Here is a 25,420-nt window from a genome sequence, read left to right as displayed (position 1 = left end):
GACCTAAGGTGCAAGCACTGACACCAACTGGAGACCCTCATGAAAAGCATCGTCCTCTGGCTCTGCGGCGTGCCGCTTGTCGTGATCATCGGATTGAAGGTTTTCGGGGTTCTCTGAACGACGATTCCTCCTCCCGGCGCCCTCGGCGCCGTTGCGCAGCACCCCTCGGGGTGCTGCTTTTTTTGGGCGGTGCGCCCTGGTCTATCTGAGTTCGCGGCGCAACGACTGGACGTCGGCATGCAGGGACTTCGCCCACCCCCGGCGATCGCGCCCCGTCGATGGCTGGGGCTCGCCGAAATGCACGATCGCCAAGAGCGGCGGGGCCTTCAGCGTGTTCCACAGCGAAGCCAGCAGGTTGTCGTCGTCCACATAGCGTGGCGCATCGCTGTTCTGGCCACTGGCCGCATCGGCGAAGCGCAGCGCCGCCGGCTGCACCGGCGCCCCCGACGAGATGGCCGCCTGCAACAGGTTGGCATGGAAGGGCAGCAGGCCGTGGCCGTCGCTTGTCGTGCCTTCGGGGAAGACCGCAATGATGTCGCCCGCGCGCAGCGCCTCGGTCATGTGGTGCACCACCCGCACCGCGTCGCGCCGGCGCTCGCGTTCGATGTAGAGCGTGCCGGCACCGGTCGACAGCGTGCCAATCACCGGCCAGTGCCGGACGCTGGCCTTGGAGACGAAGCGAACGTGCCGCGCGGCATGGATCGCCACGATGTCGAGCCACGACAGGTGGTTGCACACCACCAGCACCGGCCCGTGCGCGGGCGGCGTGCCGTGCACCGTGAGCCGGATGCCCATGATGTTGAGCAGGCGCTCGGCCCATTGCTGGACGCACTGGGCACGCTCGGCCGGCGACAGGCGCTCGAACCGGAAGCGGATCGTCCACCACCCTGAAAGCATGTGCGCGATCGCACGCAGCAGCCTCCAGCTGGCGGAGAGCGACTGCATCAGCCGTGCACCACCCGGCCGCCGACGAGCGTGAAGCGAGCCCGTCCGCGCATGGCGTAGTCGCCGAAGGGCGTGTGCTTGCCCTGACTCTTCAGCGCTTCGGGGGTGACCTGCCACTCGTGCACCGGGTCGACCACGCAGAGGTCCGCGGCACCGCCTGCGGCCAGGCTGCCGACGCCCGGAGCAGCCAGCAGCCGCGCCGGTGCCGCCGTGACGACCTCGATCGCGCGCATCAGTCCGGCGCCGCTCTGCTCGCCCCACTTGAGCGCCAGCGGCAGCAGCAGCTCGAGGCCGGTGGCCCCGGCCTCGCTCTCGGCGAACGGCAGCGTCTTGGCATCGGCCTCGACCGGCGTGTGGTCGGACACCAGCGCGTCGATGGTGCCGTCGGCCAGCCCGGCCGACAGCGCATCACGGTCGCGTTGCTGGCGCAGCGGCGGGTTGAGGCGGGCGCGGCTGTCGAAGAAGCCGATGTCGGTGTCGGCCAGGTGCAGCGAATTGATGCTGACGTCGCAAGTGAGCGGCAGGCCCTCGGCCTTGGCTGCTCGCACCTGCGCCACCCCGGCCGCACTCGACAACCGGCACAGGTGGACCCGCGCGCCGGTGCTTCGCATCAGCTCGACGATGGTGAAGATCGCGATGGTCTCGGCCGCCACCGGCACGCCCGCCAGGCCGAGCCGGGTCGCCAGCGGCCCGCTGGCGGCGACGCCGCGGCCGAGGTCGCGCTCTTGCGGGCGCAGCCAGACGGTGTAGCCGAAGGTGCTGGCGTACAGCAGCGCGCGCTGCAGCACCTGCGTGTTGCCGAGCGGCACCTCGGCCTGGCCGAAGCCGATGCAGCCGGCCTCGGTCAGCTCGGCCATCTCGGTCAGCACCTCGCCGGACAGCCCGCGGGTCAGCGCGCCGAGCGGGAACAGGCGCGCGCGCTGCATCTTCTCGGCCCGGAACTTGAGCATCTCGACCAGGCCGGGCTCGTCGAGCACCGGGTCGGTGTCGGGCGGGCAGACCAGGCTGGTGACGCCGCCGGCCACGGCCGCGCCCATCTCGCTCTCGAGCATGCCCTCGTGCTCGTAGCCCGGCTCGCGCAAGCGCGCCGCCAGGTCGACCAGGCCGGGCATCACGAGGCAGCCCTGCGCATCGAGCGTGCGCTCGGCCCGGAACTCGGGCGAGACCTCGCCGATGGACTGCACCCGGCCGTCGGCGATCGCGATGTCGGCCTGGCGGTCGAGGCCGGAGGCCGGGTCCAGCACCCGGCCGTTGATGATCAGGATGTTGCTCATGCTTCGTTACCCGCGACGATGCTCATGACGGCCATGCGGACCGCGATACCGAAAGTGACCTGCGGCAGGATCACGCTCTGCCGGCCGTCGACCACCGCCGAGTCGATCTCGACGCCGCGGTTGATCGGCCCCGGATGCATCACGATCGCATCCGGCTTGGCGAGCTGCAGCTTCTCGGGCGTGAGGCCGAAGGTCTTGAAGAACTCCTGCGACGACGGCAGCAGTGCGCCGCTCATGCGCTCGTTCTGCAAGCGCAGCATGATGATCACGTCGCAGTCCTTGATGCCCTCTTCGAGCGTGTGGCAGACGCGTACGCCCATCTGCGCCATGTCGCTCGGCACCAGCGTCTTGGGGCCGACCACGCGCACCTCGGCGCAGCCCAGCGTGGTGAGCCCGTGGATGTCGGAGCGCGCCACACGCGAATGCAGCACGTCGCCGACGATCGCCACCGTGAGGTTAGAAAAGTCCTTCTTGTATTGCCGGATCGTGTACATGTCGAGCAGGCCCTGCGTCGGGTGCGCATGCCGGCCGTCGCCCGCGTTCACCACGTGCACGTGCGGCGCGACGTGCTGCGCGATCAGGTAGGGTGCGCCCGACTCGCTGTGACGCACCACGAACAGGTCGGCCGCCATCGCGCTCAGGTTGGCGATGGTGTCGAGCAGCGACTCGCCCTTGGTGGCCGACGAGCGCGCGATGTCGAGGTTGATGACGTCGGCCGACAGCCGCTTGGCCGCGATCTCGAAGGTGGTGCGGGTGCGGGTCGAGTTCTCGAAGAACAGGTTGAACACGCTCTTGCCGCGCAACAGCGGCACCTTTTTGACCTCGCGGTCGCTGACGCTCGTGAAGTTGGCCGCGGTGTCGAGGATGTGGGTGACGATGTCCTTCGGCAGGCCCTCGATCGACAGCAGGTGGATCAGTTCGCCGTTCTTGTTGAGCTGGGGGTTTCGCTTGTAGAGCATCAGGTGTTTTCCTCCACTTTGAAGCTGAAGGCGCCGGTGTCGCCGCGGGCCAGGGCCAGCAGCTGGGTGGCGGGCAGTTCGAGCTTCTGGGCCGCGAAGTCGGCCGCCACCGGCAGCTGGCGGCCGCCGCGGTCGATCATCACCGCCAGCCGCACGCAGGCCGGACGGCCGAAATCGAACAGCTCGTTGAGCACGGCGCGGATGGTGCGGCCGGTGTAGAGCACGTCGTCGAGCAGCAGCACGTCGGCGCCATTGACGTCGAAAGGCAGCGTGGTCTGCGCGCTGGCGGCCAGGCCGCGGCGGGCGAAATCGTCGCGGTGCATGGCCGAGGAGATGATGCCGGGCGCGCCGGCCAGGCCCAGGTCCTTTTGCAGCCGCTCGACCAGCCAGGCGCCGCCCGAGGTGATGCCGACCAGGCGGGTGTCGGGTCGCAGCAGGGATTTCACGCCGCGCAGCAGCTCGATATAGAGCGCCTCGGCGTCGGGGATTGCGTTCACGGGAGACTCCTCAGGAACTGTTCAAGGATGATGCAGGCCGAGGCGGCATCGGCGTCGCGCGCGCCGCCAGCCAGCGCCTCGGTGGTGCTGTAGCGCTCGTCGACCTCGTACACCGGCAGGCGAAAGCGGCCGCGCAGCTGGCGGGCGAAGCGCTGCGCGGCCCGGGTGTTGTCGTGCGGCGCGCCGTCGGGGTGGTAGGGCACGCCGACCACCAGCGCATCGGGCTGCCACTCGCGGATCCGGGCCTCGACCTGGGCGAAGCGGGCGTCGCCCTCGGCCTTGATGGTGGCCTGCGGCGTGGCGCTGCGCAGCAGCCGGTTGCCGCTGGCGACGCCGGTGCGCTTCTGGCCGTAGTCGAAGGCCAGGAAACTTTGGAAATGGGCGGGAACGGGCGGGGAAGGCATGTTGCGGTCGGGCATCGCCGGATCGCTCATGCATGCCCCGCATCGGGCGACAAGGTCCAGGCCTCCAGGCCCAGCAGCGACAGGGCCTTGTCGTAGCGCTGCTCGACCGGGGTGTCGAAGATCACGGCCGGGTCGGCGCCGACCGTGAGCCAGCTGTTCTCGGCCAGTTCGGATTCGAGCTGGCCCTCGCCCCAGGCCGCGTAGCCGAGCGACACCAGCACCCTGCGCGGGCCGGCGCCAGTGGCCATGGCCTCCAGCACGTCCTTGGAGGTGGTCATCTCGAGGCCGCCGGGGATCGTCATGGTCGACGCGTAGACCGATTCGTTGGGCTTGTCGGCATCGGAGAAGACCGGCTCGTGCAGCACGAAACCACGCTCGGTCTGCACCGGCCCGCCCTGGAACACCGGCGCGTTGCCGAGTTCGGGACGCGACAGGTGGAGCTCGATCTTCTCGAACAGCACGCCCAGGTTGATGTCGCTGGGCTTGTTGATCACCAGCCCGAGCGCGCCGCGCTCGCTGTGCTCGCACAGGTAGACCACGCTGCGATTGAAGGCCTTGTCTTCCAGACCCGGCATCGCGATCAGAAAATGATGCGTGAGGTTCATCGGTGCAGAATCAAGGGCCATGCCGCCCATTTTACTGGCCGTCGACAAGATCTATCCCAAGGGCCTCATGTGGTTTCGCCGCGACCTGCGTGTGGACGACAACGCGGCCCTCTACCAGGCGCTGCGGGCATGCCGCCAGGTGGTGTGCGTGTTCGTGTTCGACCGCGCCATTCTCGACCCCTTGCCGCGCATCGACCGGCGGGTGGAATTCATCCGGGAGTCGCTGGTGGAGCTCGACGCCGAATTGCGCGCCCTCGGCGGCGGGCTGGTGGTGCGGCATGCCGTCGCCGAGGATGAGATCGCCTTGCTTGCGCGCCAACTCGACGTCCAGGCGGTGTTCGCGAACCGCGATGACGAGCCCGCGGCCCTGGCCCGCGACGCCCGGGTGCTCGGGGCGCTGGCCAATGCCGGCGTGGCCTTCCACAGCTACAAGGACCAGACCATCTTCGAGCGCGACGAGGTGCTGACGCAGACCGGCCAGCCCTACAGCGTGTTCACGCCTTACAAGCGCGCCTGGCTGGCCAAGGTCGACGCCTTCCACCTGAAGCCCTACCCGGTGCGCCGCCACGCCGATGCGCTGGCGCCGCCGCCCGACCCGCTGCGGGCGCCGGTGCCGGCGCTGGCCGACATCGGCTTCGAGAAGAGCAACCTGTCCGAGCTCGACATCCCGACCGGCAGCCAGGGCGGCGCCGCCCTGTTCGACGACTTCTTCCAGCGCATCGACCGCTACGACGCCGCCCGCGACTATCCGTCGGTGCGCGGCCCGAGCTACCTGGGGGTCCACCTGCGCTTCGGCACCGTGTCGATCCGCCAGCTGGCGGGCGTGGCGCACCAGCTGTCACTGCAAGGGGACGCCGGCGCGGCGACCTGGCTCAGCGAGCTGATCTGGCGCGATTTCTATTTCCAGATCCTGGCCCACCACCCACACGTGGCCGAAGGCGGCGAGTCACGCAGCTTCAAGCCCGAATACGACCGCATCCAGTGGCACCACGGCAAGCATGCCGACCAGCTGTTCGACGCCTGGTGCCAGGGCAAGACCGGTTATCCGCTGGTCGACGCCGCCATGGCGCAGATCAACCAGACCGGCTACATGCACAACCGCCTGCGGATGGTGGTGGCGAGCTTTCTCTGCAAGGACCTGGGGCTGGACTGGCGCCGCGGCGAGCGCTACTTCGCCCTGCATCTCAACGACTTCGAGCTGGCTTCGAACAACGGCGGCTGGCAGTGGGCGAGCTCCAGCGGCTGCGACGCGCAGCCCTACTTCCGGATCTTCAACCCGACCACGCAGAGCGAGCGCTTCGACCCCGAAGGCAAGTTCATCCGGCGCTACCTCCCGCAGCTGGCGAAGCTGTCGAATGCGGCGATCCACGCGCCCTGGACCGCCAGCCCGGTGGAGCTCGTGGCCGCCGGCGTCGAGCTCGGGCGGAACTACCCGAAGCCGGTGGTCGACCATGCCGAGGCCCGCGAGCGGACGCTGCAGCGCTATGCGGTGGTCAAGGCGCAGGCGCCGCGCCAGAAGCGCTGACGCCCTCCTCGGCCGACAAGATCAGGCCGCCAGCACGGCCGGCAGGTCGACCCCGGTATAGCTCCGCACCAGCCGCAGCAGTTCGTCTTCCGAGTACGGCTTGCCCAGGTAGTGGTTGACGCCCAGCGCCCGTGCATGGTCGTGGTGCTTCTCGGCGATGCGCGAGGTGATCATGATGATCGGCAGGTCGGCCAGCGACTGGTCGGCACGGATGTTGCGCGCCAGATCGAAGCCGTCCATGCGCGGCATCTCGATGTCGGACAGCACGACCGCCGGGCGCTCCTGCTGCAGCCGCTCGAGCGCCTGCAGGCCATCGGCCGCCAGCGCCACGCGGTAGCCTTCGCGCTGCAGCAGGCGCTGGGTGACGCGTCGCACCGTGATCGAGTCGTCCACCACCAGCACCAGCGGCACCTGCGGCACCACCGCCGCCTGCACGGCCACCGGCTCGGCACCTCGCAGCGCCGGCTGGCGGCGGGCGGCGGCCTGGAATTCGCGCGCCTGCTCGCCATGCACCGCGGCCAGTGCCACCGGGTTGTAGATCAGCGCGACCGCACCCGAGGCCAGGACCGAGATCGCCGCCATGCCGGGCAGCCGCGACAGCTGAGGCCCGAGGTTCTTGACCACCACTTCCTGGTTGCCCAGCACTTCGTCCACGTGCAGTGCGACACGCTGCGCCGCGCTGCGCACGACCACGATCGTGTTGGCCTTGGCCGGCGCACGCTCGCTGCGCGCCGAGGACTGCAACAGCGCGCCGGCCCAGTAGAACGGCACCTGCTCGCCGCCGAAGGGGTAGCGCTGCTCGATGTAGGCGGATTCGAGGTCCGAGGCGCTCGCGCGCAACACCAGTTCGACCAGGTTGGACGGCACGCCGATCGAGGTGCCGCCGGCGCGCAGCATGACCACGTGCGTCACGGCGGTGGTCAGCGGCAGCACCAGCTTGAAGACGGTGCCCTGGCCCGGTTGGCTGTGGGTCTCGATGCGGCCGCCGAGGGCGGCGACTTCGGCCCGCACGACGTCCATGCCGATCCCGCGGCCAGCCAGCTCGGAAACCTGATCCGCGGTCGAGAAGCCCGGCTGGAAGATCAGTTCGGCCGCTTCGGCGGGACTGAGCGACTGGCCTTGGGCCACCAGGCCGAGCGCCTGCGCGCGTTCGACGATGCGTGCATGGTTCAGGCCGGCGCCGTCGTCGCGGAAGCTCACCGAGACGTCGTTGCCTTCGTGGTGCAGCTCGATCGCGATCAGGCCGCTGGCCTCCTTGCCGGCCCGCTCGCGCGTGGCGGCGTCCTCGATGCCATGCGCCACGCAGTTGCGCAGCAGATGCTCGAAGGCAGGCGTCATGCGGTCCAGCACGCCGCGGTCCATTTCGATCGAGCCGCCGGTGATGTCCAGCCGCACCTGCTTGCCGGTGTCCTTGGAAGCCTGGCGCACCACGCGGTAGAGCCGCTCGGAGATGCCTTCGAACTCCACCATGCGGGTGCGCAGCAGGCCGCGCTGCAGTTCGCGCGTCTGGCGCGCCTGGGCGCTGAGGTCATCCTCGGTCGCCTGCACGGTCTTCTGCAGCGTGCGCTGCACGGTCGCCACGTCGTTGACCGACTCGGCCATCATCCGGGTCAGTTCCTGCACCCGGGTGAAGCGGTCGAACTCGAGCGGATCGAAGCCCTGCTGCGAATCCTTGGCCTGCGCCAGTCGCGACTGCATCTGGCTTTCGGCCTGGACCTCGATGTCGCGCAGCTGCTGGCGCAGGCGGTCGAGGTTGCCGGTCAGGTCGCTGAGCGAGCTGCGCAGCTGGCCGATCTCGGCTTCGAGCCGCGAGCGGGTGATGATGACTTCGCCGGCCTGCGCCACCAGCCGGTCGAGCAGGTGGGTGCGGATGCGCACCGCCTGGCTCGACACGCCGCGCAGCGGCGTCAGGGCCGACGGCGAAGGCAGCGCCACCGCGGCGCGGTCGGCCGCGGGTGCGGCCACGGCAGCCGGCGCTTCGGCCACGGCCACGGCCGCGAGCGGCGGCGGCTCGACCGGCTGAGGCGAGGCCGGCGCGGCCACCGCGCGCTGCACCAGTTCGGTCTGGATCGCATCGTCGGCGGCACGCAGCCCGTCGAAGGTGGCCTGCAAGGCGTCGAAGCGCACCAGCAGTTTCTCGATCGAGTCGCGGTCGACGCCCGCGGAACCGAGCATCTCGATCTCGGATTCCATGCGGTGCGCACGCTCGCCCAGGCGCATCGCGCCCGCGAGCCGGGCACTGCCCTTGAGCGTGTGCAGGGTGCGCAGCGTCGACGAACGCGGCGCCGTGTCCTCGGGGCGCTGCGCCCAGTCGCGCAGGGCGGCGCCGAGCTGCGGCAGCAGTTCGGCCGCTTCTTCCTCGAAGATCGGGAACAGGTCGACGTCGACCGCGTCGGCCAGGTCGATGGCGTCCTCTGAATCGTCGAGCGCCACGTCGGCCATGGCGTCGCGCACCAGGTGCGGATAGACCGGACGGGTGTCGAGCGGCTCGGCCGGCAGCACCGAAGCCGCCACTTCGCGCAGCGCGCGCAGCGTGCCTTCGACCGGATCCTTGAGGACGCCGGCGGCGAACTGGTGCAGCAGGCGGCGCAGCTCTTCGGCAGCGCCGACCAGCACCGCGCCCTGCTGGGGCGTGCCGCGGCCCTGCATCTGCAGATGCTGCAAGGCCGCCTCGAGCAGGCGCGCCATGCCCGACAGGCTCTGGAAGCCGACTGTTGCCGAGCTGCCGGCCAGCGAATGCGCGAGGCCGATCGTCGAGTCGGCGACCCGCTGGTGCGACTCGAGCGCCCATTCGCCGACTTCGGTGGCCAGTTGCCGCGACCACTCGTCGGCTTCGTTGAGATAGACGTTGTAGAGCGCGATGCCGATACGCAGCGGCCCGATGACCTTGACCTGCTCCTCGGCGCTAGGCAGGGCCGGGCGCTCGGGTTCGATCTCGATCGGCGGCGCGGCCGCGGGCGCTTCGACCTCGGCCGCCGCGGCTTGGACGACGGGCTCGGGCTCGGGCTCCGGTTGCGGTTCGGGCTCGACTTCCGTCTCGGCGGCTTGCGCCACCGGCGCCAGTGACAGCGGTTCGATCACGGGCTCGACCTCGAGCACCGGCTCGGGTTCCGGCTCCGGCATCGGTTCCGGTTCGGCCTCGGGCTCGGGCGCCGTTTCGACGGCCTGCGGCGGCTCGGCCGGCGCTTCGGGCTCCAACCTCAATTCGAAGGACAGCGCCGGTTCTGCTTCGGACTCGACCGGGGCCGGGCGTGCCACGGGCTCGAGCGAAGTATGGACGGTCTCCAGGAAATCAACGTCCTCCAGCGTGCCCAGGTCGAGCGGCGCCTCGGGCGCCGGCGTACCGTCGAAATCCAGAAAGTCGGTCGAGGCGAAATCGTCCGGGACCCGCGGCGCATCCTCTTCACGGGAGGCCTCCTGCAGGCCCGACCAGACGGTGGGCACTTCGGCGTCCGGCGCAGGCTCGACGGGCGCCGCCGCGACCGGCTGCTCGACCGCGGGCAGGTCGAGCTCGATCGGCCCGAGTTCGAGATCGGGAAGCTCTGGAAGCTCGAGCAGCGGCAGCGGTGCCTCGGGCACGACTGCGGGCGGCGCCGCCTCGGTCAGCGAATCGGCCGCGATGTGGCGCGCGGCGGCCACCAGCGCGTCGGCATCGGCCACGCGCGGCGTGGGCGCCAGCGGCTCGCCGGAGCGCAGGGCCTCGGCCATGCTGCGGAACGGCGCCGATTGCCAGCCGTGCGGCTGGTTGGCGGCGATGGCCTCGACCCACTTGGCGAAATCGGTCAGTGCGCTGCGCGTGCCGGCAATCAGTTCCGGCGTCGCCGGGCGCTGGTCGGCCAGCCAGGTGTTGAGTACCTGCTCGAACGACCAGGCGGCCTCGCCGAAGTCCATCAGCCCGACCATCCGCGAGCTGCCCTTGAGGGTGTGGAAGGCGCGGCGCAGCACGGTCAGCTCGCCATCGTCGTCCGGGCGCGACGAAAGCGCGGACACCGCGGCCAGGCCGTTGTGCAGCACTTCGCGCGCCTCGTCGAGGAAGATGTTCTGGAGGTCGTCTTCCTCGAGCTCCGTGACTTCGGTGTCGGGCATCAGCCCGTCGAGCGGTGCCGGTCCGGTGATCTTCGCGGTCCAGCTGGCGGTCGCGCGGCTGAACTCCTCGATCGGCGACGGCGCCGGCTTGCTGCGCCCGCCCGGGGCGGCGAGCGCCGCCAGCTTGGCCGCGATCTGCGCGTCGACTTCCTCGACGCTCAGTACGGTGTCGGTCACGGCGACCGGCCCGGAGGCCGATGCGAAGGACGGCGCCGGCGCCGCGGCCTCCGGCGCGCCGGCTTCGGCGGCTTGCCGGCCCATCAGGGGCTTGAGCTCGCCGAGTTCGGCATCGAACACGAACAGGCGCTTGGCCAGTGCCGGCTGGTAGCTCAGCATGTCGATCAGGAAGCCCAGCGCGCCCAGGTTGTTGCCGAGCGAATCGAAAGCGCGGATCTCGTCGGCGGGCGACTCCTCGGCCATCAGCTGGTCGACGTTCTCGCGCATGCGCTGCACGGTCTGCGCGGCCTGGTCGAGGCCGAGCACCGAAAACACGCCGCGCATCTGCAGCAGCTGGTTCGGCACGGTGCGCAGCAGGCTTTTTTCGGTCGGCCGGCGGAAGAACTGGTCGAGCGACTTCTCGAGCTCGCTCAGGTGGCTGCGCAGTTCCCCGACCACGGTGCCCATGGTCTGGCGGTCGCTGACGCGGCGGTAGAGCTCCTCCATCCAGGGCTCGAGCGGCTCCGAACGGCCGCCGTCGCGCGCTCGCTCGATGCGGCCCGCGAGCTGGACGGTGCGCGCCGTAAGCTGGCGATCGTGCGGATCCAGGTCTTCGAAGGCGGCCTCGAGGTAGAGCACCGAGGTCGCGACTTCCATCGCCAGCTCGGTCGCCGGCGGCTGGCCCGAACGCAGCGAAGCCTCGACCGCATTGTTGAGCGCCTGCACCATCGGCGCGCTCGGCGGATGCAGCTTCTGCAGCGATTCACCCAGCTGCACGAAGGTGTCGGCCACCTGCCGCGTGCGGCTCACGTCTCCGCCCGAGAGCGCCGACCACATTTCCTTGGCCGACTCGATGCGCTTGCGCGCCTGCGCCAGCACCAGCGGGTCGAAGCGGCCGAACTGTTCGATCGTGTAGTCGACGGTCTGCTCGTTGGCCACGCCCCAGGCGATGCGCACTGCGCGCAAGGTGGCGGCTTCGTCGCGCGGACCGGGCACGGCCTGGGCGCAGAAGAACAGCAGGTCCTGGCCCAGCCGGTCGGAGACCGTGTTGTCGCCGCGCGCCAGCGTGGCGTACTGCAGCAGCACGCGCGAGGCCGCCCGCTTCACGTGGGCATCGGCCGGGATCAGCGCCAGCGCCAGGGCCTCGAAGAAACCGGCCGCCAGGGTCCAGAAGCTTGCGACCCGCGGCACCGAGGCGCCGCGTCCGAGACCGAGGCACAGCGCCTGCAGCCGGCGGGCGGCGTGATCGTCGCCGCTCTTGACGACCTTGAGCACTTCGCGGTCGAGCTTGGAGCGCACCGCCGGGTCATAGACCAGCGCGGTTTGCGTGGGCGCCGGCTTGATCTCGACCCAGCGCCAGGTCATGCTCCAGAGGTCGGCCGGGTGGACCCGCTCGTTGCCGACCAGTTCGAGCACCTCGCGGTACTGCGGGAACAGCGCCACCGACGAGACCACCTTGCCGGCGATCATCGCGTTGAGGAAATCGGCGACCGCGAAGCCGGCGCGGTCGATCTTCTGGACCGCGGCCTCGTTGCAGCGCAAAGGCTCGCTGGCAAAGCTCTGGACCGCGAACTCCATCGCCCCCAGCACCAGGGCCGGCGCCGTATGGCCCACCATCTGGAGCGCGCCGACCGCCTGGTGCAGTTGCAGGCGCGCCTGACGCAGCGGCGCGGTGTCGAGCTCGGAACCCGGCAACGCCGTGGCCGCCTCGCGGGCGAAGCGGCGCAGCGTTTTGCCTACCCCGTCGAGCGTCTTCTGGATTTCTCCCAATACCCAGGCCAGCGGCCCAAGATCCTCGGTGGCCGGCGCGTTGCCGGCTGTGTGGGCGGTGGCGGGGCTTTGGATCGACACGTTGGGCGCTCGGCGTTCAGGCAATCTTGAAACGAGACACGGACTGGCGCAACTCTTCGGCCATGTGCGAGAGCTCGCGCACTTGCTGCGCGGTGGTCCGCGTGCCTTCGCCGGTCTGTTCCGTCACGGCGAAGATGTGCTGGATGTTGGCCGCCACCACGTTGGCCGAATCGGCTTCGCGGGAGGCCGACTGCGAAATCTGCTCGATCAGGTCGGCAAGGCGGCGCGACACGCGGTCGATCTCGGACAGCGCGGTGCCGGCATTGTCGGACAGCTTCGCGCCTTCGACCACGCCCTGGGTCGAGCGCTCCATGGCGCCGACCGCGTCCTGGGTGTCGGTCTGGATCGCCTTCACCAGCGCCGAGATCTGGCGCGTGGCGTCGGCGGAGCGTTCGGCCAGCCGCTGCACTTCTTCCGCCACCACCGAGAAGCCGCGACCGGCTTCACCGGCCGACGCGGCCTGGATGGCGGCGTTGAGCGCCAGCACGTTGGTCTGTTCGGTAATGTCCGAGATCAGCTCGGTGATTTCGCCGATCTCCTGCGAGGATTCGCCGAGGCGCTTGATCCGCTTGGAGGTTTCCTGGATCTGGTCGCGGATCGAGTTCATGCCGCCGATCGCGTTCTGCACCGCCTGCAGGCCCGACGAAGCGGCTTGCAGCGATTGCCGCGCCACCGTTGCCGATTCCTGTGCCTGCGAGGACACGCCGTTGATCCGCTCGGCCATGGTCAGCACCGACTGGCCGGTTTCGCGGATCTCGCGCAGCTGTTCGGTCGAGGCCGCCAGCAGCTCGGTCGAGGTGCTTTCCACCTGCGAGGTGGTCTGCGCCACGCGGGTCGCCGTGTTCTGCACGTTGCCCACCAGCAGGCGGAGTTCTTCCACCGTGTAGTTCACCGAGTCGGCGATCGCGCCGGTGATGTCCTCGGTCACGGTGGCTTCCTGCGTCAGGTCGCCTTCGGCCACCGTCTGCAGTTCGTTCATCAGCCGCAGAATGGCGGCCTGGTTGGCGGCGTTGACGCGGCTCGCGTCCTCGCTCACGCGCTCGGCCTCGACCCGGTCGCGTTCCGCCGCGGCGGCACGTTCGCGGCCTTCGCGCACCTGCACGAAACCGATCGCGCCGGCCAGTGCCAGGGCGGCCAGCGACAGCACGAACAGCATCACGACCGTGCCCGCGCCCAGGCCGGTGCGGGCCGAGAGCTTGTCCTGCAGGTCGCCGAGCGAGGTGCGCAGCGGTTCGCTGTCGGTCAGGATCGCGGCCTGCGCTTCGCGCGCGGCGACCAGGCCCTGCAGGTTGCCCAGGATGGCGCCGGCCTGCGTGCGGGTCGTTTCGTAGGTCTTCAGGATCGCTTCGAGCTGCTGGCGGGTCTGCGCGTCGCGGGTGCCCGGCAGGCGCTGCTGCGGGCTGCCGTCGAGCAGGCCGCGGGTGATTTCCTGGAAGCTGTTCAGGTCCTTGCCGAGCAGGAACACGGCGTCGGGGCTCACGCCTTCGACCGTCAGGAACTCGTTGGCCGACTTGCCGATGCGCTGGGTCAGCATCACGAGCTGGCCGGCGGCCGAGATCTCCGGGATCGTCGCGTTCTGCTGCATCTTGAGCGACGCCACGGTCTCGGCCATCTCGAGCAGGTCCGACGACTGGCGGTTGATGTCGCGCAGCGCGGTGCCGACCTGCGTCAGGATCTTCTGCTGCGCCAGCACGGCCTTGGCGCTCTTGTCGGCGCGCTCGACCAGCGGGTTGATCTTGCCGAGCTCGGTGTCGTACTGGCTGCCCACGCGCTCCAGCTTGAGCGCGTCGTCGCCGTTCGTCAGGCCCTGCACGCGTCGCGTCAGGTCGTCGGCGCTGTCGCGCACTTCGGTGAAGGCGCCGACGTTGCCGACCAGCGCCTGCGACACCGACTTGGCGAGCCGCTGCGACTGCATCAGCGACTGGCCGGTGGCGGCCACCTGCTGGGCCAGCCGTTCGGCGCGCAGGATGGCGGAGCCGGCCACAAGCAGCAGCAGCAGCACCACGCCGGCCAGGGCCAGCGCCAGGATCCGCTGCTGGCGCGCCGGGCTGGCGCGCTGCGAGCGCCTGGAGCGCGCGGCCGGCGGCCGCTCGGCACCGGTGCTCTCGACCGGCGCCGCCACCTCTTCGCTCTGCACCACCGTGTCCTCCAGCTGCATCGGCTCGGGCTCGGGCGCCGCGTCGCGTCGCACGTGCTCGACCCTGTCCTCGGCCGTCTGCACGGTTTCGATGCTGTCCAGCGACAGGGTGGCGGCGCTGTCGCCGCCCACCGCCACCGGGTTGCCGCCCTGCGGCATGAATTTCTTGAACTTGTCGGCGATCGAGCTCACGGTCGGTCCTTCAGGTTGTAAACGTGCACGGCTGGCCGCTCAGGCGCCAATGCTCAGGAACTGGGGTTGCTGGGACAGCGCCTGCAGGTTGATCTCCTGCCAGCGGCCTCCGGCGGCGTCTGTGTACGAATGTCCGAGCCAGGGCGGGGACTCTTCCTGCGGTGCCTCGGAGGCCACGAAGGCGTCCACGCCGCGCAGGCCGACCAGGCGGTCGATCAGCAGGGCGCAGTTGACTTCCAGCAGCTCGTTGAGCGCCACCAGCCGGGACTGCGCGCGGGTCGTCTCGTTCAGCACCGGTGGTGCGGCGGCGCCGGTGGCGAAGGTCGACAGCTGCACGACCCCGAACAGGCCGCCGCGCAGATTGGCCACGCCGAGAAACCAGGGCGCGGTGTAGGGCACGGACTGCGGCGCCACCCAGGGAAAGATCTCGCCGGCATGCCCGAGCGGGAACAGGTACTTCGCTTCACCGGCCTCGACGGCCAGCCACGAGGCGGAAACGTCCGAGGTGCGCGCGGCCTGCAGGCGGCTGGCGAGCCGGGACTGGAAAGCACGGAGAGCGTCGCGGTTGGCCATGGGCGGGTTGGATGGACGAGGGTTTCGATCGATCAGGCCAAGGCGCTGATCTTGGCCATGAGCTCGGTGGCATTCACCGGCTTGACGATGTAGTCGCGGGCGCCCTGGCGCATGCCCCAGACGCGGTCGGTTTCCTGGTTCTTGCTGGTGCAGAGAATGATCGGCACCGCAGCGTACTGCGGATTGCGGGCGATGGCACGGGTGAGCTGGAAGCCGTTCTGGCCCGGCATCACGACGTCCATCAGGATCAGGTCGGGCTGTTCTTCCTCGAGCCGACGCATCGCGTCGTCCGCGTTCTCGGCCGTCTTGACCGAGAAGCCGTTCTTCTGGAGCAGGTCGGTGAGGAACAAGAGTTCCGTCTTCGAGTCGTCGACCACGAGCACTTTGCGAATCGCCATTACGGGGTTTCCTGAACGAGACCGAACTGCTGCACGGCATGCAGCAGCTGGTCCTTGGTGAATGGTTTGGTGAGGTAGTCCTGCGAGCCGACCATGCGGCCGCGCGCCTTGTCGAAGACGCCGTCCTTGGAGGACAGCATGACGACCGGGACGTTGGAGAAAGTCGCGTTGCGCTTGATGATGGCGCAGGTCTGATAGCCGTCGAGGCGCGGCATCAGGATGTCGCAGAAAATCAGGTGGGGCTTGTGGTCGTTGACCTTCGAGAGGGCGTCGAAGCCGTCCTCGGCGAGCAGCACTTCATGGCCGCCCTGCTTCAGGAAGATCTCGGCGCTGCGCCGAATGGTGTTGCTGTCGTCGATGACGAGCACCTTGTAGCCGGATCCATTCGCGCTCATTCGCACCGCTCCTGTATGACACCTTGCAGACCGCTGCGCCCCCTCTCAGGATCGCAGGAAGCGCGGCCCTATGCCATGCTTCAGATCTCAACCATCTCGAAATCTTCCTTGCGTGCCCCGCATTCCGGGCAGGTCCAGTTCATCGGAACATCCGCCCATGCCGTGCCGGCCGCAATACCATCCTCTGGCACGCCGACCGCCTCGTCATAGATCCACCCACAAATCAGGCACATCCAGGTTTTCGTATTCATCGCAGCTTAAGGTCCCTGTTCATCAAATGCAACGATCGTATCCAAACGTATCAACAATTCGCGTGACAAGCGTCTCAGTTATGCCACCATCTGTTGAGCCCTGATTTGAGTATGAAAACTTATCTACTACCACCAGAGCACGACCGCAAAGTGAGCGATCTTACCGACCCCTCGGACGACACCGAAACCGACGACGCCGATTCGAACCCACCCTGCGTGCTGGTGTTCAATGCCAGCGACCCGAGCGGGGCCGGCGGCCTGGGCGGCGACGCCCTGGCCATGGCCTCGGTCGGCGCCCACATGCTGGCGGTGGTGACGGGTGCCTACGCGCGCGACACGGCCGAGATCTTCGACCACTTCGCCTTCGAGGAAGAGGCGGTGGCCGAGCAGGCGCGCTCGATCCTCGAGGATGTCGAGGTGCAGCTGATCAAGGTCGGCTTCGTCGGATCGCCCGAAAACCTCAGCACCGTGGCCGAGACCGCGACCGACTACCCCGAGGTGCCGGTGGTCGCCTACATGCCGAATCTCTCATGGTGGGAAGACGCCCAGATCGAGGCCTACCTCGATGCCTTCCGCGACCTGGTGCTGCCGCAGACCACGGTGCTGGTCGGCAACCACAGCACGCTGTGGCGCTGGCTGCTGCCCGACTGGAGCGGCGAGCGGCCGCCGACGGCACGCGACATCGCGATGGCGGCCGGGGAATTCGGCGTGCCCTACACACTGGTCACGGGGCTGATGCTGCCGGACCAGTTCATCGACAACGTGCTGGCCTCGCCGCAAGCGGTGCTCGCGAGCGAGAAGTACGAGCGGCTGGACGCCGTGTTCGCCGGCGCCGGCGACACCTTGTCGGCCGCGCTGGCGGCGCTGCTCGCCAGCGGCACCGACCTGGTCGCGGCCACCGCCGAGGCGCTCAGCTACATGGACCGCTGCCTCGACGCCGGTTTCCGCCCCGGCATGGGGCACGTGCTTCCCGACCGCCTGTTCTGGGCCCAGCCCGAGGAGGACGAGGACGAGGACAATGACGACCTCGCGTCCCCCACGGACTTCGCCCTTCCCCCGCACGACACCCGACACTGATGCCTGCCACCACCGACCAGAACGAGATCCTCTTCGAGCGCGCCCGCGCCGTCATCCCCGGAGGCGTCAATTCGCCGGTGCGGGCCTTCAAGGCGGTGGGCGGCACGCCCCGCTTCGTGAAGCGCGCCCAGGGCGCCTACTTCTGGGACGCCGACGACAAGCGCTACATCGACTACATCGGCTCCTGGGGCCCGATGATCCTCGGCCATGGGCATCCGGCCGTGGTCGAGGCAGTGCAGCGCGCCGTCATCGAAGGTTTCTCGTTCGGCGCCCCGACCGAGCGCGAGATCGAGCTGGCCGAAGCCATCCTGGCGCTGGTGCCGTCGATGGAGATGGTGCGCCTCGTGAGCTCGGGCACCGAAGCCGCGATGAGCGCGCTGCGCCTGGCCCGTGGCGCCACCGGCCGCAAATACATCATCAAGTTCGAAGGCTGCTACCACGGCCATGCCGACGCCCTGCTGGTCAAGGCCGGCTCCGGCCTCGCGACCTTCGGCAACCCGACCTCGGCCGGCGTGCCGCCCGAGGTGGTGCAGCACACGCTGGTGCTCGAGTACAACAACCTGGCCCAGCTCGAGGAAGCCTTCGCGCTGCACGGCCACGAGATCGCCTGCCTGATGATCGAGGCGATCGCCGGCAACATGAATTTCGTCCGCACCAGCGCGGCCTTCGCCAAGCGCTGCCGCGAACTGTGCACGCAGTACGGTGCACTGCTGGTGTTCGACGAAGTGATGACCGGGTTCCGCGTCGGCCTGCGCGGCGCCCAGGGCGTGCTCGGCGTCACGCCCGACCTCACGGTGCTGGGCAAGGTGATCGGCGGCGGCATGCCGCTGGCGGCCTTCGGCGGACCGCGCGCGATCATGGAACAGCTGGCGCCGATGGGGCCCGTGTACCAGGCCGGCACGCTGTCGGGCAACCCGGTGGCGACCGCCTGCGGACTGGCCACCCTCAAGGAGATCGCCAAGCCGGGCTTCTACGAAGCGCTGTCGACCAAGACCCGGTCGCTGGTCGATGGCCTGAAGGCCGCCGCAGCCGCCGAGCGCGTGCCCTTCAGCGCCGACAGCGAAGGCGGCATGTTCGGTTTCTTCCTGCTCGACGCGCTGCCGCAGAACTACACGGCGGTGATGAAGAGCGACGGCACGAAATTCAACACGCTGTTCCACGGCCTGCTGGAGCGCGGCGTCTACATCGCTCCGGCGCTCTACGAGGCCGGCTTCGTGAGCGCCGCGCACAGCGACGACGACATCGCCGCCAGCATCGAGGCGGCGCGCCAGATCTTCAAGACGCTGTAGGCGCCGTGAAGCTGCCATCGCTCCTGGCAGGCGCGTGCCTGCTGCTGCCCGGCCTTGCGCTGGCCCAGGCCGACATCAGCCAGGTCTGGATCAACCCGGGCTTCTATTCGCTGCATTTCGATCGCAACAAGGGGTTGGAAGACGCCAACCCGGGGATCGGCATCGAGTGGCCGATCGACAAGACCTTCTCGGCCACCGCTGGCCGGTTCCGCAACAGCGACCGCGACTACTCGAACTACATCGGCTTGTACGTGATGCCCTTCGAGTTCCACGGCGTGAAGCTGGGCGCCGTGGTGGGCGGCTTCGACGGCTACCAGATGACCAACAACGGCGGCTGGTTCCCGGCGCTGATCCCGACCGCGGCGATCGAGGGCAAGCACTGGGGATTGAACATCGCGATCATCCCCAGCATCAAGGACAAGCTCTACGGCGCCATCAGCTTCCAGCTGAAGTACCGCTTCTCCGACGGCAGCGATTAATGCCGGAAGTGGCGCACGCCCGATAGCACCATGACCACGCCGCGCTCGTCGGCGGCGTCGATCACTTCCTGGTCGCGCATCGAGCCGCCGGGCTGGATCACCGAGGTCGCACCGGCGTCCACCACTACGTCGAGCCCGTCGCGGAACGGGAAGAAGGCATCGCTCGCGACCGCGGTGCCGGCCAGCGACAGGTTCGCGTGCTGGGCCTTGATGCTGGCGATGCGCGCCGAATCGAGACGGCTCATCTGGCCGGCGCCGACGCCCATCGTCATGCCGTCGGCACAGAACACGATCGCGTTGCTCTTGACGAACTTGGCGACTTTCCAGGCGAACAGCAGGTCCTGCAGCTGCTGCGGGGTCGGCTGCTTCTTGCTCACGACCTTGAGCTCGCCGATCGACAGCTCGCGATTGTCGGCGGTCTGCATCAGCAGGCCAGAACCGATGCGCTTGACGTCGACCGCGTTGCGGCCGTTGTCCCAGTCGCTCTTGCCTCCCGGCGGCAGCGCGATCTCGAGGATGCGCACGTTGACCTTGCTCTTGAAGACTTCCAGCGCCTCGGCCGAGTAGCCCGGCGCCATCAGCACTTCGACGAACTGCTTGCTGACCGCTTCGGCCGCGGCCCGGTCCATCGGCCGGTTGAAGGCGATGATGCCGCCGAAGGCCGAGGTCGGATCGGTCTTGAAGGCCTTGCTGTAGGACTCGAGGGCATCCGTGCCGGTGGCGACGCCGCAGGGGTTGGCGTGCTTGACGATCACGCAGGCCGGCGTGTCGAAGCTCTTCACGCATTCCCATGCCGCGTCGGCATCGGCGATGTTGTTGTAGCTGAGTTCCTTGCCCTGCAGTTGCTTCGCCGTCACCAGCGAACCGGGCGCCGGGTACAGGTCGCGATAGAAAGCGGCCTGCTGGTGCGGGTTCTCGCCATAGCGCAGGTCTTGCAGCTTGACGAAGCGGCCGTTGCTCTGGGCCGGGAACAGCGCGTGGGCGCCGTCTTGCTGGATGCTGGAGAGGTAGTCGCTGATTGCGCCGTCGTACTGGCTGATGCGGTTGAAGGCAGCCACCGAGAAGGCGAACTTGGTCTTGTCGCTGAGCTTGCCGTCGGCCTTGAGTTCGGCCAGCGCCAGCGGGTACTGGGAGGCATCGGTCAGCACGCCGACATCCTTCCAGTTCTTGGCCGCGCTGCGCACCATCGCCGGACCGCCGATGTCGATGTTTTCGATCGCGTCCTCGAGCGTGCAGCCGGGCTTGGCGACCGTGGCCTCGAAGGGGTAGAGGTTGACCACCAGCAGGTCGATGGTGGCGATGCCGTGTTCCTTCAAGGCAGCCATGTGCGCCGGCACATCGCGCCGCGCCAGCAGGCCGCCGTGCACCTTCGGGTGCAGCGTCTTGACCCGGCCGTCGAGCATCTCGGGAAAGCCGGTGTGGTCGGCCACTTCGGTGACCGGCAGACCGGCGTCGGCCAGCAGCTTGGCGGTGCCGCCGGTGGACAGCAGATGGATGCCGAACGCATGCAGCGCCTGGGCGAATTCGAGGATGCCGGTCTTGTCGGATACGGAGATCAGTGCGTTCATCGGGAATTACTTCAAGAGTTTGTGTTCGACCAGCTTCTTGCGCAGCGTGTTTCGGTTGAGGCCGAGCCATTGCGCGGCCTTGGATTGGTTGCCCTCGGCGCGCGTCATGACGACGTCGAGCAGGGGTTTCTCGACCACCCGCACCAGCATCTCGTACATGCCGTCGGGTTCGGTGCCGCGGAGGTCGCGGAAATAGCTGTCCAGACTGCTGCGTACGCAGTCTTCGATGTGTTTCTTGCTCATGGCCTTCTCTTCTTCTCCTCTTGTTCTGCTTTTCTTACGCCAATGCGTCGGCCGCCTGTTCGTCCAGCTGATCGAGTTCGCCCTCGGCTGCGGCAGGAATGCGGTCCATCTGCCCCGCGAGCGTGTCGAAGAACCCGGCCACGGCGCGCCATTGCGCATCGCAATCCTCGATCGCGTTCATCGCAGTGCGGAACGCCTCGCCGCCGGGAAGCGCGCGCACATACCAGCCGATGTGCTTGCGCGCCGTTCGCACGCCGCTGTAGTCGCCGTAGAGGGCGTAGTGCTCCTTCAGGTGGTCCAGCATCAGTCGACGCACTTCGGCCACCAGCGGCGGGGCCCGATGCGTACCTGTATCGAGGAAGTGGGCGATCTCGCGGAAGATCCACGGCCGGCCCTGCGCAGCACGGCCGATCATGATGGCGTCCGCGCCGGTCAGCGCCAGAACGTCGCGCGCTTTCTCTGGTGAAGTGATGTCGCCGTTGGCGACAACCGGAATGCGCACCGCGGCCTTGACCGCCGCGATGGTGTCGTATTCGGCCAGGCCCTTGTAGCCCTGCTCGCGCGTGCGGCCGTGCACGGTCAGCATCTGGACGCCGGCCTGCTCGAAGCGGCGCGCCAGTGTCACGGCGTTGCGACTGTCGTCGCTCCAGCCGGTGCGCATCTTGAGCGTGACCGGCACGCCGTGCGGCAGCGCGGCACGGACCACCGCCTCGGCGATCTCGAGCGCCAGCGGCTCATCGCGCATCAACGCCGAGCCGGCCCACTTGTTGCAGACCTTCTTGGCCGGGCATCCCATGTTGATGTCGATGATCTGCGCACCGCGGTCGATGTTGTATTGCGCGGCCTCGAACATCATGTCGGCATCGGTGCCGGCGATCTGCACCGAGATGGGGCCGGGTTCGCCGTCGTGGTTGGCGCGGCGCGAGGTCTTCAGCGTGCCCCAGAGTTCCTTGCGCGAGGTGACCATCTCGCTGACCGCGTAGCCGGCGCCGAGCTCGCGGCACAGCATGCGGAACGGCCGGTCCGTGACGCCCGCCATGGGGGCGACGAACAGGCTGTTTTCCAGCGCGATATGGCCGATCTGCAGGGTCATGGAGGAGGTTGGCGCGCGCTGGGCTGCTGAAAAATGAGGCACGATTGTAGCGGCGCGGCGCTGCTTCGGCTGAAACGATTTGCACCCTCGCCGCGCAGGCGGGGCCCCTGAGATGAGGGTTCTCGCCTACGCCCGGGCCGGCCCGCGCCTTTCTATACTGCGCGCACACCTATGCAAGCATGGCTCGACTCCCTCCTGGCGCTCCTGGCGCTTCCTCAGTACGGGCTCAGTACGGTGTTCATCGCCGCCTTCGTGTCGGCGACGCTGCTGCCGGTGGGATCGGAGCCGGTGCTGTTCGGCCTGCTCAAGCTCAACCCGGACATGTTCTGGGAGGCCATCGCGGTCGCCACAATCGGCAACACCTTGGGCGGCGTCGTCGACTGGTGGATGGGCTACGGCGCCCACAAGGTCGCGGACAAGTATTCGCATTCGAAGCACCACCTGCGGGTGCTGGGCTGGCTGGAGCGGCTCGGCCCCAAGGCCTGCCTGCTGGCTTGGCTGCCGATCGTCGGCGATCCGCTGTGCGCGGTCGCCGGCTGGCTCAAGCTGTCGTTCTGGCCCTGCGTGTTCTATATGGCGGTCGGCAAGTTCGCACGCTACCTCACGATGACCGTGGCGCTGCTCTACATCTGGCCGAACAATTGAGTCGGCGTCAGCTCAACAGGCCGTAGGGGCCGCCGCGCTCCAGCGCCCGCTGGTAGGCCGGGCGCGCATGGATGCGTTCGAGCCAGGCCATCAGCTTCGGCCGCGAGGCATCGAGGCCGCCGCGGGCCCGCGCGGCCTCGACCGGAAAGCTCATCTGGATGTCGGCGCCGGTGAAGGCGTCGCCGGCGAACCACTCGCTCTTGCCGAGTTCGCCCTCCATGAAGTCGAGGTGGGTCTTGAGGCTCGGCAGGATGAAGGCCGCGCGGGCCTTGTCGGCGATGCCCTTGGCGATCGGCCTGGCGAAGAACGGCATCTTCGCCTTCTCGACCCGGTCGAACATCAGCTTGAGCAGCAGCGGCGGCATGGCCGAGCCTTCGGCGTAGTGCAGCCAGTAGCGGTAGCGCAGGGCCTCCGGCGTGCCGGCCACGGGCGACAGCCGGCCATCGCCATAGTGCTCGACCAGGGTCTCGATGATGGCGCCCGACTCGGCCAGCGTCATGCCCTCGTCGGTGGTGACCACCGGCGACTTGCCCAGCGGATGAACTTTCTTGAGCTCGGGCGGCGCGAGCATGGTCTTGGCGTCGCGCTGGTAGCGCACCACCTCGTATGGAAGCTCGAGTTCCTCGAGCAGCCAGAGCACGCGCTGCGAGCGCGAATTGTTGAGGTGGTGGACCGTGATCATGCAGGCGCTCAGGAGCTGAACAGGAAGTTCATCACGTCGCCATCCTTGACGACGTAGTCCTTGCCTTCGGCGCGCATCTTGCCCGCGTCCTTGGCACCTTGCTCGCCCTTGAAGGCGATGAAGTCGTTGAAGGCGATGGTCTGGGCGCGGATGTAGCCCTTCTCGAAATCGGTGTGGATCACGCCGGCCGCCTGCGGGCCGGTGTCGCCGATGTGGATGGTCCAGGCGCGCACTTCCTTGACGCCGGCCGTGAAGTAGGTCTGCAGGCCCAGCAGCGTGTAGGCGGCGCGGATCAGGCGGTTCAGGCCGGGCTCCTCCTGGCCGATCTCGGCCAGGAACATCTTGCGGTCCTCGTCGTCCATGTCGGCCAGGTCGGCTTCGATCTTGGCGCAGATCGCCACCACCGGCGCGTTCTGCGCCGCCGCGTATTCGCGCAGGCGGTCCAGGAAGGGGTTGTTCTCGAAGCCGTCCTCGGACACGTTGCCGACGAACATCGCCGGCTTGGCGGTGATCAGCGAGAACTGCTTGACCAGCGGCTTGTCTTCCTTGCTGAACTCGATCGAGCGCACCGGCTTGTTCTCGTTCAGCGCCGCCTGGCACTTCTCGAGCAGCGCCACCAGCTTGATGGCTTCCTTGTCGCCCGAGCGGGCGGTCTTGGTGTGGCGGTGCAGCGCCTTCTCGACTGTCGACAAGTCGGCCAGGCAGAGCTCGGTCTGGATCACCTCGATGTCGGAGATCGGGTCGACCTTGCCGGCCACGTGGATCACGTTGTCGTCCTCGAAGCAGCGCACCACGTTGACGATGGCGTCGGTCTCGCGGATGTGGGCCAGGAACTGGTTGCCAAGGCCTTCGCCCTGGCTGGCACCGGCGACCAGGCCCGCGATGTCGACGAACTCGACGATCGCCGGCACCACGCGCTCGGGCTGGACGATGTCGCTCAACTGGGCCAGCCGCGGATCGGGCACTTCGACCACGCCCACATTGGGCTCGATGGTGCAGAAGGGGTAGTTCTCGGCCGCGATGCCTGCCTTGGTCAAGGCATTGAAGAGGGTGGACTTGCCGACGTTGGGCAGGCCGACGATGCCGCACTGGAGGCTCATGGCGGGTGCTTTCAGAATTCTGGGGGTAACCGGGTATTTTAGGCGCCCGGCATGGGGCAGGTGCCGGGCGCTACTCGAAGCGCAGGTTGCCGCCGACCGGCTGGCCGACCCGCAGGGCATGCTCCAGCCCCACCAGCACGATCGCATTCATGCCGAAAGTGATCGCGCCATCGACCCGCGGGTCCGAGCGGTAGGTTCGCAGCATGTCGCCCACTTCGGGGCTGCGGACGGCGGTCTGGGGATCGATGTCGGGGATCGGGCACCGCGCGCAGGGCTTGACCGGCCGCATCAGCACCTCGCCCTCGGCAGTCGCGATGTGCAGGGTCTCGACGCGGTCCTCGTCGTGTGCTTCGACGCCCGCCAGCACGATGTTGGGCCGGAACCGCTCGATACCGACCGCCGGATGGCCGGCGGCCGCCAGCTTCGCGTTCAGCTCCGCCAGTGAGCCCTCGCTTGCGACAAGCAACGGGAAGCCGTCCGCGAACTGGTTCAGGGCCTCGACGCCCTCCGTCCATTTCAGGCTCGACAGGCGCCGCTGCTCGGGATCGAAGCGCACCATGCGCAGCTTCTGCGGCCGCCCGGGTTCCGACAGGAAGTCACTGAACCACTGGGCCGCGATGTCGCCCATGTCGTAGGCCGCCACCTCGTCCTTCCAGACCTTGACGCGGACCGGCTGCTCGACCCGGTCGAAGGCGATGTGCAGCGCCAGCATGCCGGGGGCGCGCAGCACCATCTCGGAGTGCTTGAGCTGCGGGCGGACCAGCGCCATGCGCGGCAGTTCGCGCTGGCTGACGAATTCGCCCTGGGCGTCCACCACCATCCAGGCGCGGTCGAATTCCAGCCCGGTCTCGATCAGCAGGGCTTCGTCCAGCTCGACCCCGGCGCAGGACTTGACCGGGTAGACGAACAGGCGGGCGATGGTGGCTTGGAGATCGAAATCGGCAGCATTCACGACAACGGGTCCTTTTTCAAGAACCGCGATTGTCCACCGACCCC

General features: G+C 68.5%; 23 protein-coding genes. 5 read left to right on the top strand and 18 right to left on the bottom strand.

Annotated elements, in window-relative coordinates; all coding sequences use genetic code 11:
• Nucleotides 1-201: 201 nt before the first annotated feature.
• Genes QZH52_RS08905 through QZH52_RS08880 form a run of 6 tightly spaced genes read right to left on the bottom strand, consistent with a single transcriptional unit; the run spans nt 202 to nt 4,705 of the window.
• Nucleotides 202-948, bottom strand: a complete 747-nt coding sequence (locus QZH52_RS08905) for a lysophospholipid acyltransferase family protein (protein ID WP_301807464.1) — start codon at nt 946-948, stop codon at nt 202-204.
• Complete coding sequence (locus QZH52_RS08900) at nt 945-2,219, bottom strand: dihydroorotase (protein WP_301807046.1); 1,275 nt, start codon at nt 2,217-2,219, stop codon at nt 945-947. Before QZH52_RS08900 ends, QZH52_RS08905 begins: the two co-directional genes overlap by 4 nt.
• Nucleotides 2,216-3,178 (bottom strand): aspartate carbamoyltransferase catalytic subunit, encoded by a 963-nt coding sequence (locus tag QZH52_RS08895; RefSeq protein ID WP_301807044.1) that lies wholly within the window; start codon nt 3,176-3,178, stop codon nt 2,216-2,218. Before QZH52_RS08895 ends, QZH52_RS08900 begins: the two co-directional genes overlap by 4 nt.
• Nucleotides 3,178-3,675 carry a bifunctional pyr operon transcriptional regulator/uracil phosphoribosyltransferase PyrR gene (pyrR, locus tag QZH52_RS08890; protein WP_286525483.1) on the bottom strand — a complete coding sequence of 166 codons (498 nt, stop codon included), beginning with the start codon at nt 3,673-3,675 and terminating at the stop codon, nt 3,178-3,180. The genes QZH52_RS08895 and pyrR overlap by 1 nt, the downstream gene beginning before the upstream one ends.
• Nucleotides 3,672-4,109 carry a Holliday junction resolvase RuvX gene (gene ruvX / locus QZH52_RS08885; RefSeq protein ID WP_301807042.1) on the bottom strand — a complete coding sequence of 146 codons (438 nt, stop codon included), beginning with the start codon at nt 4,107-4,109 and terminating at the stop codon, nt 3,672-3,674. The genes pyrR and ruvX overlap by 4 nt, the downstream gene beginning before the upstream one ends.
• The gene (locus tag QZH52_RS08880; protein ID WP_301807041.1) at nt 4,106-4,705 is read right to left on the bottom strand and encodes a YqgE/AlgH family protein; all 600 of its coding nucleotides are present in this window, start codon (nt 4,703-4,705) and stop codon (nt 4,106-4,108) included. Before QZH52_RS08880 ends, ruvX begins: the two co-directional genes overlap by 4 nt.
• Between QZH52_RS08880 and QZH52_RS08875 the strand changes: the two genes are divergently transcribed.
• A complete protein-coding gene (locus tag QZH52_RS08875; protein ID WP_301807039.1) occupies nt 4,704-6,209 on the top strand; it encodes a cryptochrome/photolyase family protein in 1,506 nt (501 codons plus the stop codon). The genes QZH52_RS08880 and QZH52_RS08875 overlap by 2 nt on opposite strands.
• A 21-nt stretch (nt 6,210-6,230) precedes the next feature.
• Here QZH52_RS08875 and QZH52_RS08870 read toward each other — a convergent pair whose 3' ends face one another.
• The 6 genes from QZH52_RS08870 to QZH52_RS08845 form a co-directional block, all read right to left on the bottom strand.
• Nucleotides 6,231-12,302 carry a hybrid sensor histidine kinase/response regulator gene (locus tag QZH52_RS08870; protein WP_301807037.1) on the bottom strand — a complete coding sequence of 2,024 codons (6,072 nt, stop codon included), beginning with the start codon at nt 12,300-12,302 and terminating at the stop codon, nt 6,231-6,233.
• 16 nt (nt 12,303-12,318) lie between these two features.
• Nucleotides 12,319-14,598 carry a methyl-accepting chemotaxis protein gene (locus tag QZH52_RS08865; protein WP_436411558.1) on the bottom strand — a complete coding sequence of 760 codons (2,280 nt, stop codon included), beginning with the start codon at nt 14,596-14,598 and terminating at the stop codon, nt 12,319-12,321.
• Nucleotides 14,599-14,670: 72 nt separating this feature from the next.
• Nucleotides 14,671-15,204 (bottom strand): chemotaxis protein CheW, encoded by a 534-nt coding sequence (locus QZH52_RS08860; protein ID WP_301807034.1) that lies wholly within the window; start codon nt 15,202-15,204, stop codon nt 14,671-14,673.
• 32 nt (nt 15,205-15,236) lie between these two features.
• The gene (locus tag QZH52_RS08855; RefSeq protein WP_286525490.1) at nt 15,237-15,602 is read right to left on the bottom strand and encodes a response regulator; all 366 of its coding nucleotides are present in this window, start codon (nt 15,600-15,602) and stop codon (nt 15,237-15,239) included.
• Nucleotides 15,602-15,997, bottom strand: coding sequence for a response regulator (locus QZH52_RS08850; RefSeq protein ID WP_286505950.1), 396 nt, complete (start codon nt 15,995-15,997; stop codon nt 15,602-15,604). Before QZH52_RS08850 ends, QZH52_RS08855 begins: the two co-directional genes overlap by 1 nt.
• Before the next feature lie 80 nt (nt 15,998-16,077).
• The gene (locus QZH52_RS08845; RefSeq protein ID WP_007838397.1) at nt 16,078-16,248 is read right to left on the bottom strand and encodes a rubredoxin; all 171 of its coding nucleotides are present in this window, start codon (nt 16,246-16,248) and stop codon (nt 16,078-16,080) included.
• A 111-nt stretch (nt 16,249-16,359) separates the two neighbouring features.
• Between QZH52_RS08845 and thiD the strand changes: the two genes are divergently transcribed.
• The 3 genes from thiD to QZH52_RS08830 are packed head-to-tail and all read left to right on the top strand — an operon-like array spanning nt 16,360 to nt 19,093.
• Nucleotides 16,360-17,325 carry a bifunctional hydroxymethylpyrimidine kinase/phosphomethylpyrimidine kinase gene (gene thiD / locus QZH52_RS08840; RefSeq protein WP_301806964.1) on the top strand — a complete coding sequence of 322 codons (966 nt, stop codon included), beginning with the start codon at nt 16,360-16,362 and terminating at the stop codon, nt 17,323-17,325.
• The gene (gene hemL, locus QZH52_RS08835; protein ID WP_301806962.1) at nt 17,325-18,614 is read left to right on the top strand and encodes a glutamate-1-semialdehyde 2,1-aminomutase; all 1,290 of its coding nucleotides are present in this window, start codon (nt 17,325-17,327) and stop codon (nt 18,612-18,614) included. The genes thiD and hemL overlap by 1 nt, the downstream gene beginning before the upstream one ends.
• 5 nt (nt 18,615-18,619) lie before the next feature.
• Entirely contained in the window at nt 18,620-19,093 is a 474-nt protein-coding gene (locus QZH52_RS08830; protein ID WP_286525493.1) for a hypothetical protein, read from the top strand.
• Here the strand turns inward: QZH52_RS08830 and purH are convergent.
• From purH to dusB, 3 genes are read right to left on the bottom strand one after another with little or no spacing between them, the layout of a single operon-like run.
• Nucleotides 19,090-20,661: a bifunctional phosphoribosylaminoimidazolecarboxamide formyltransferase/IMP cyclohydrolase gene (purH, locus tag QZH52_RS08825; protein WP_301806959.1), complete on the bottom strand. Its 1,572-nt coding sequence runs from the start codon at nt 20,659-20,661 to the stop codon at nt 19,090-19,092. The two genes, QZH52_RS08830 and purH, sit on opposite strands and share 4 nt — an antisense overlap.
• Nucleotides 20,662-20,667: 6 nt before the next feature.
• A complete protein-coding gene (locus tag QZH52_RS08820) occupies nt 20,668-20,904 on the bottom strand; it encodes a Fis family transcriptional regulator (RefSeq protein ID WP_028249493.1) in 237 nt (78 codons plus the stop codon).
• 34 nt (nt 20,905-20,938) lie between these two features.
• Nucleotides 20,939-21,997 carry a tRNA dihydrouridine synthase DusB gene (gene dusB / locus QZH52_RS08815; protein ID WP_301806953.1) on the bottom strand — a complete coding sequence of 353 codons (1,059 nt, stop codon included), beginning with the start codon at nt 21,995-21,997 and terminating at the stop codon, nt 20,939-20,941.
• Between the two features lie 171 nt (nt 21,998-22,168).
• On the opposite strand from dusB, the gene QZH52_RS08810 reads away from it, so the two are divergent.
• Nucleotides 22,169-22,642 (top strand): YqaA family protein, encoded by a 474-nt coding sequence (locus QZH52_RS08810; protein WP_286534816.1) that lies wholly within the window; start codon nt 22,169-22,171, stop codon nt 22,640-22,642.
• A gap of 7 nt (nt 22,643-22,649) precedes the next feature.
• Here QZH52_RS08810 and QZH52_RS08805 read toward each other — a convergent pair whose 3' ends face one another.
• The 3 genes from QZH52_RS08805 to QZH52_RS08795 all read right to left on the bottom strand — a co-directional run bounded on the left by QZH52_RS08805 (nt 22,650) and on the right by QZH52_RS08795 (nt 25,376).
• Nucleotides 22,650-23,324, bottom strand: coding sequence for a glutathione S-transferase (locus tag QZH52_RS08805; RefSeq protein WP_301806948.1), 675 nt, complete (start codon nt 23,322-23,324; stop codon nt 22,650-22,652).
• Between the two features lie 8 nt (nt 23,325-23,332).
• The gene (ychF, locus tag QZH52_RS08800) at nt 23,333-24,424 is read right to left on the bottom strand and encodes a redox-regulated ATPase YchF (protein ID WP_301806946.1); all 1,092 of its coding nucleotides are present in this window, start codon (nt 24,422-24,424) and stop codon (nt 23,333-23,335) included.
• A 70-nt stretch (nt 24,425-24,494) separates the two neighbouring features.
• Nucleotides 24,495-25,376 (bottom strand): MOSC domain-containing protein, encoded by an 882-nt coding sequence (locus tag QZH52_RS08795; RefSeq protein ID WP_301806943.1) that lies wholly within the window; start codon nt 25,374-25,376, stop codon nt 24,495-24,497.
• Nucleotides 25,377-25,420 lie beyond the last annotated feature (44 nt).

The organism is Variovorax ginsengisoli, assembly GCF_030486595.1.
Classification (GTDB): Bacteria; Pseudomonadota; Gammaproteobacteria; order Burkholderiales; family Burkholderiaceae_C; genus Variovorax; species Variovorax ginsengisoli_B.
The sequence above is the reverse complement of the archived record's forward strand: the minus strand, read 5'-3'. Positions and strand labels throughout refer to the sequence as shown.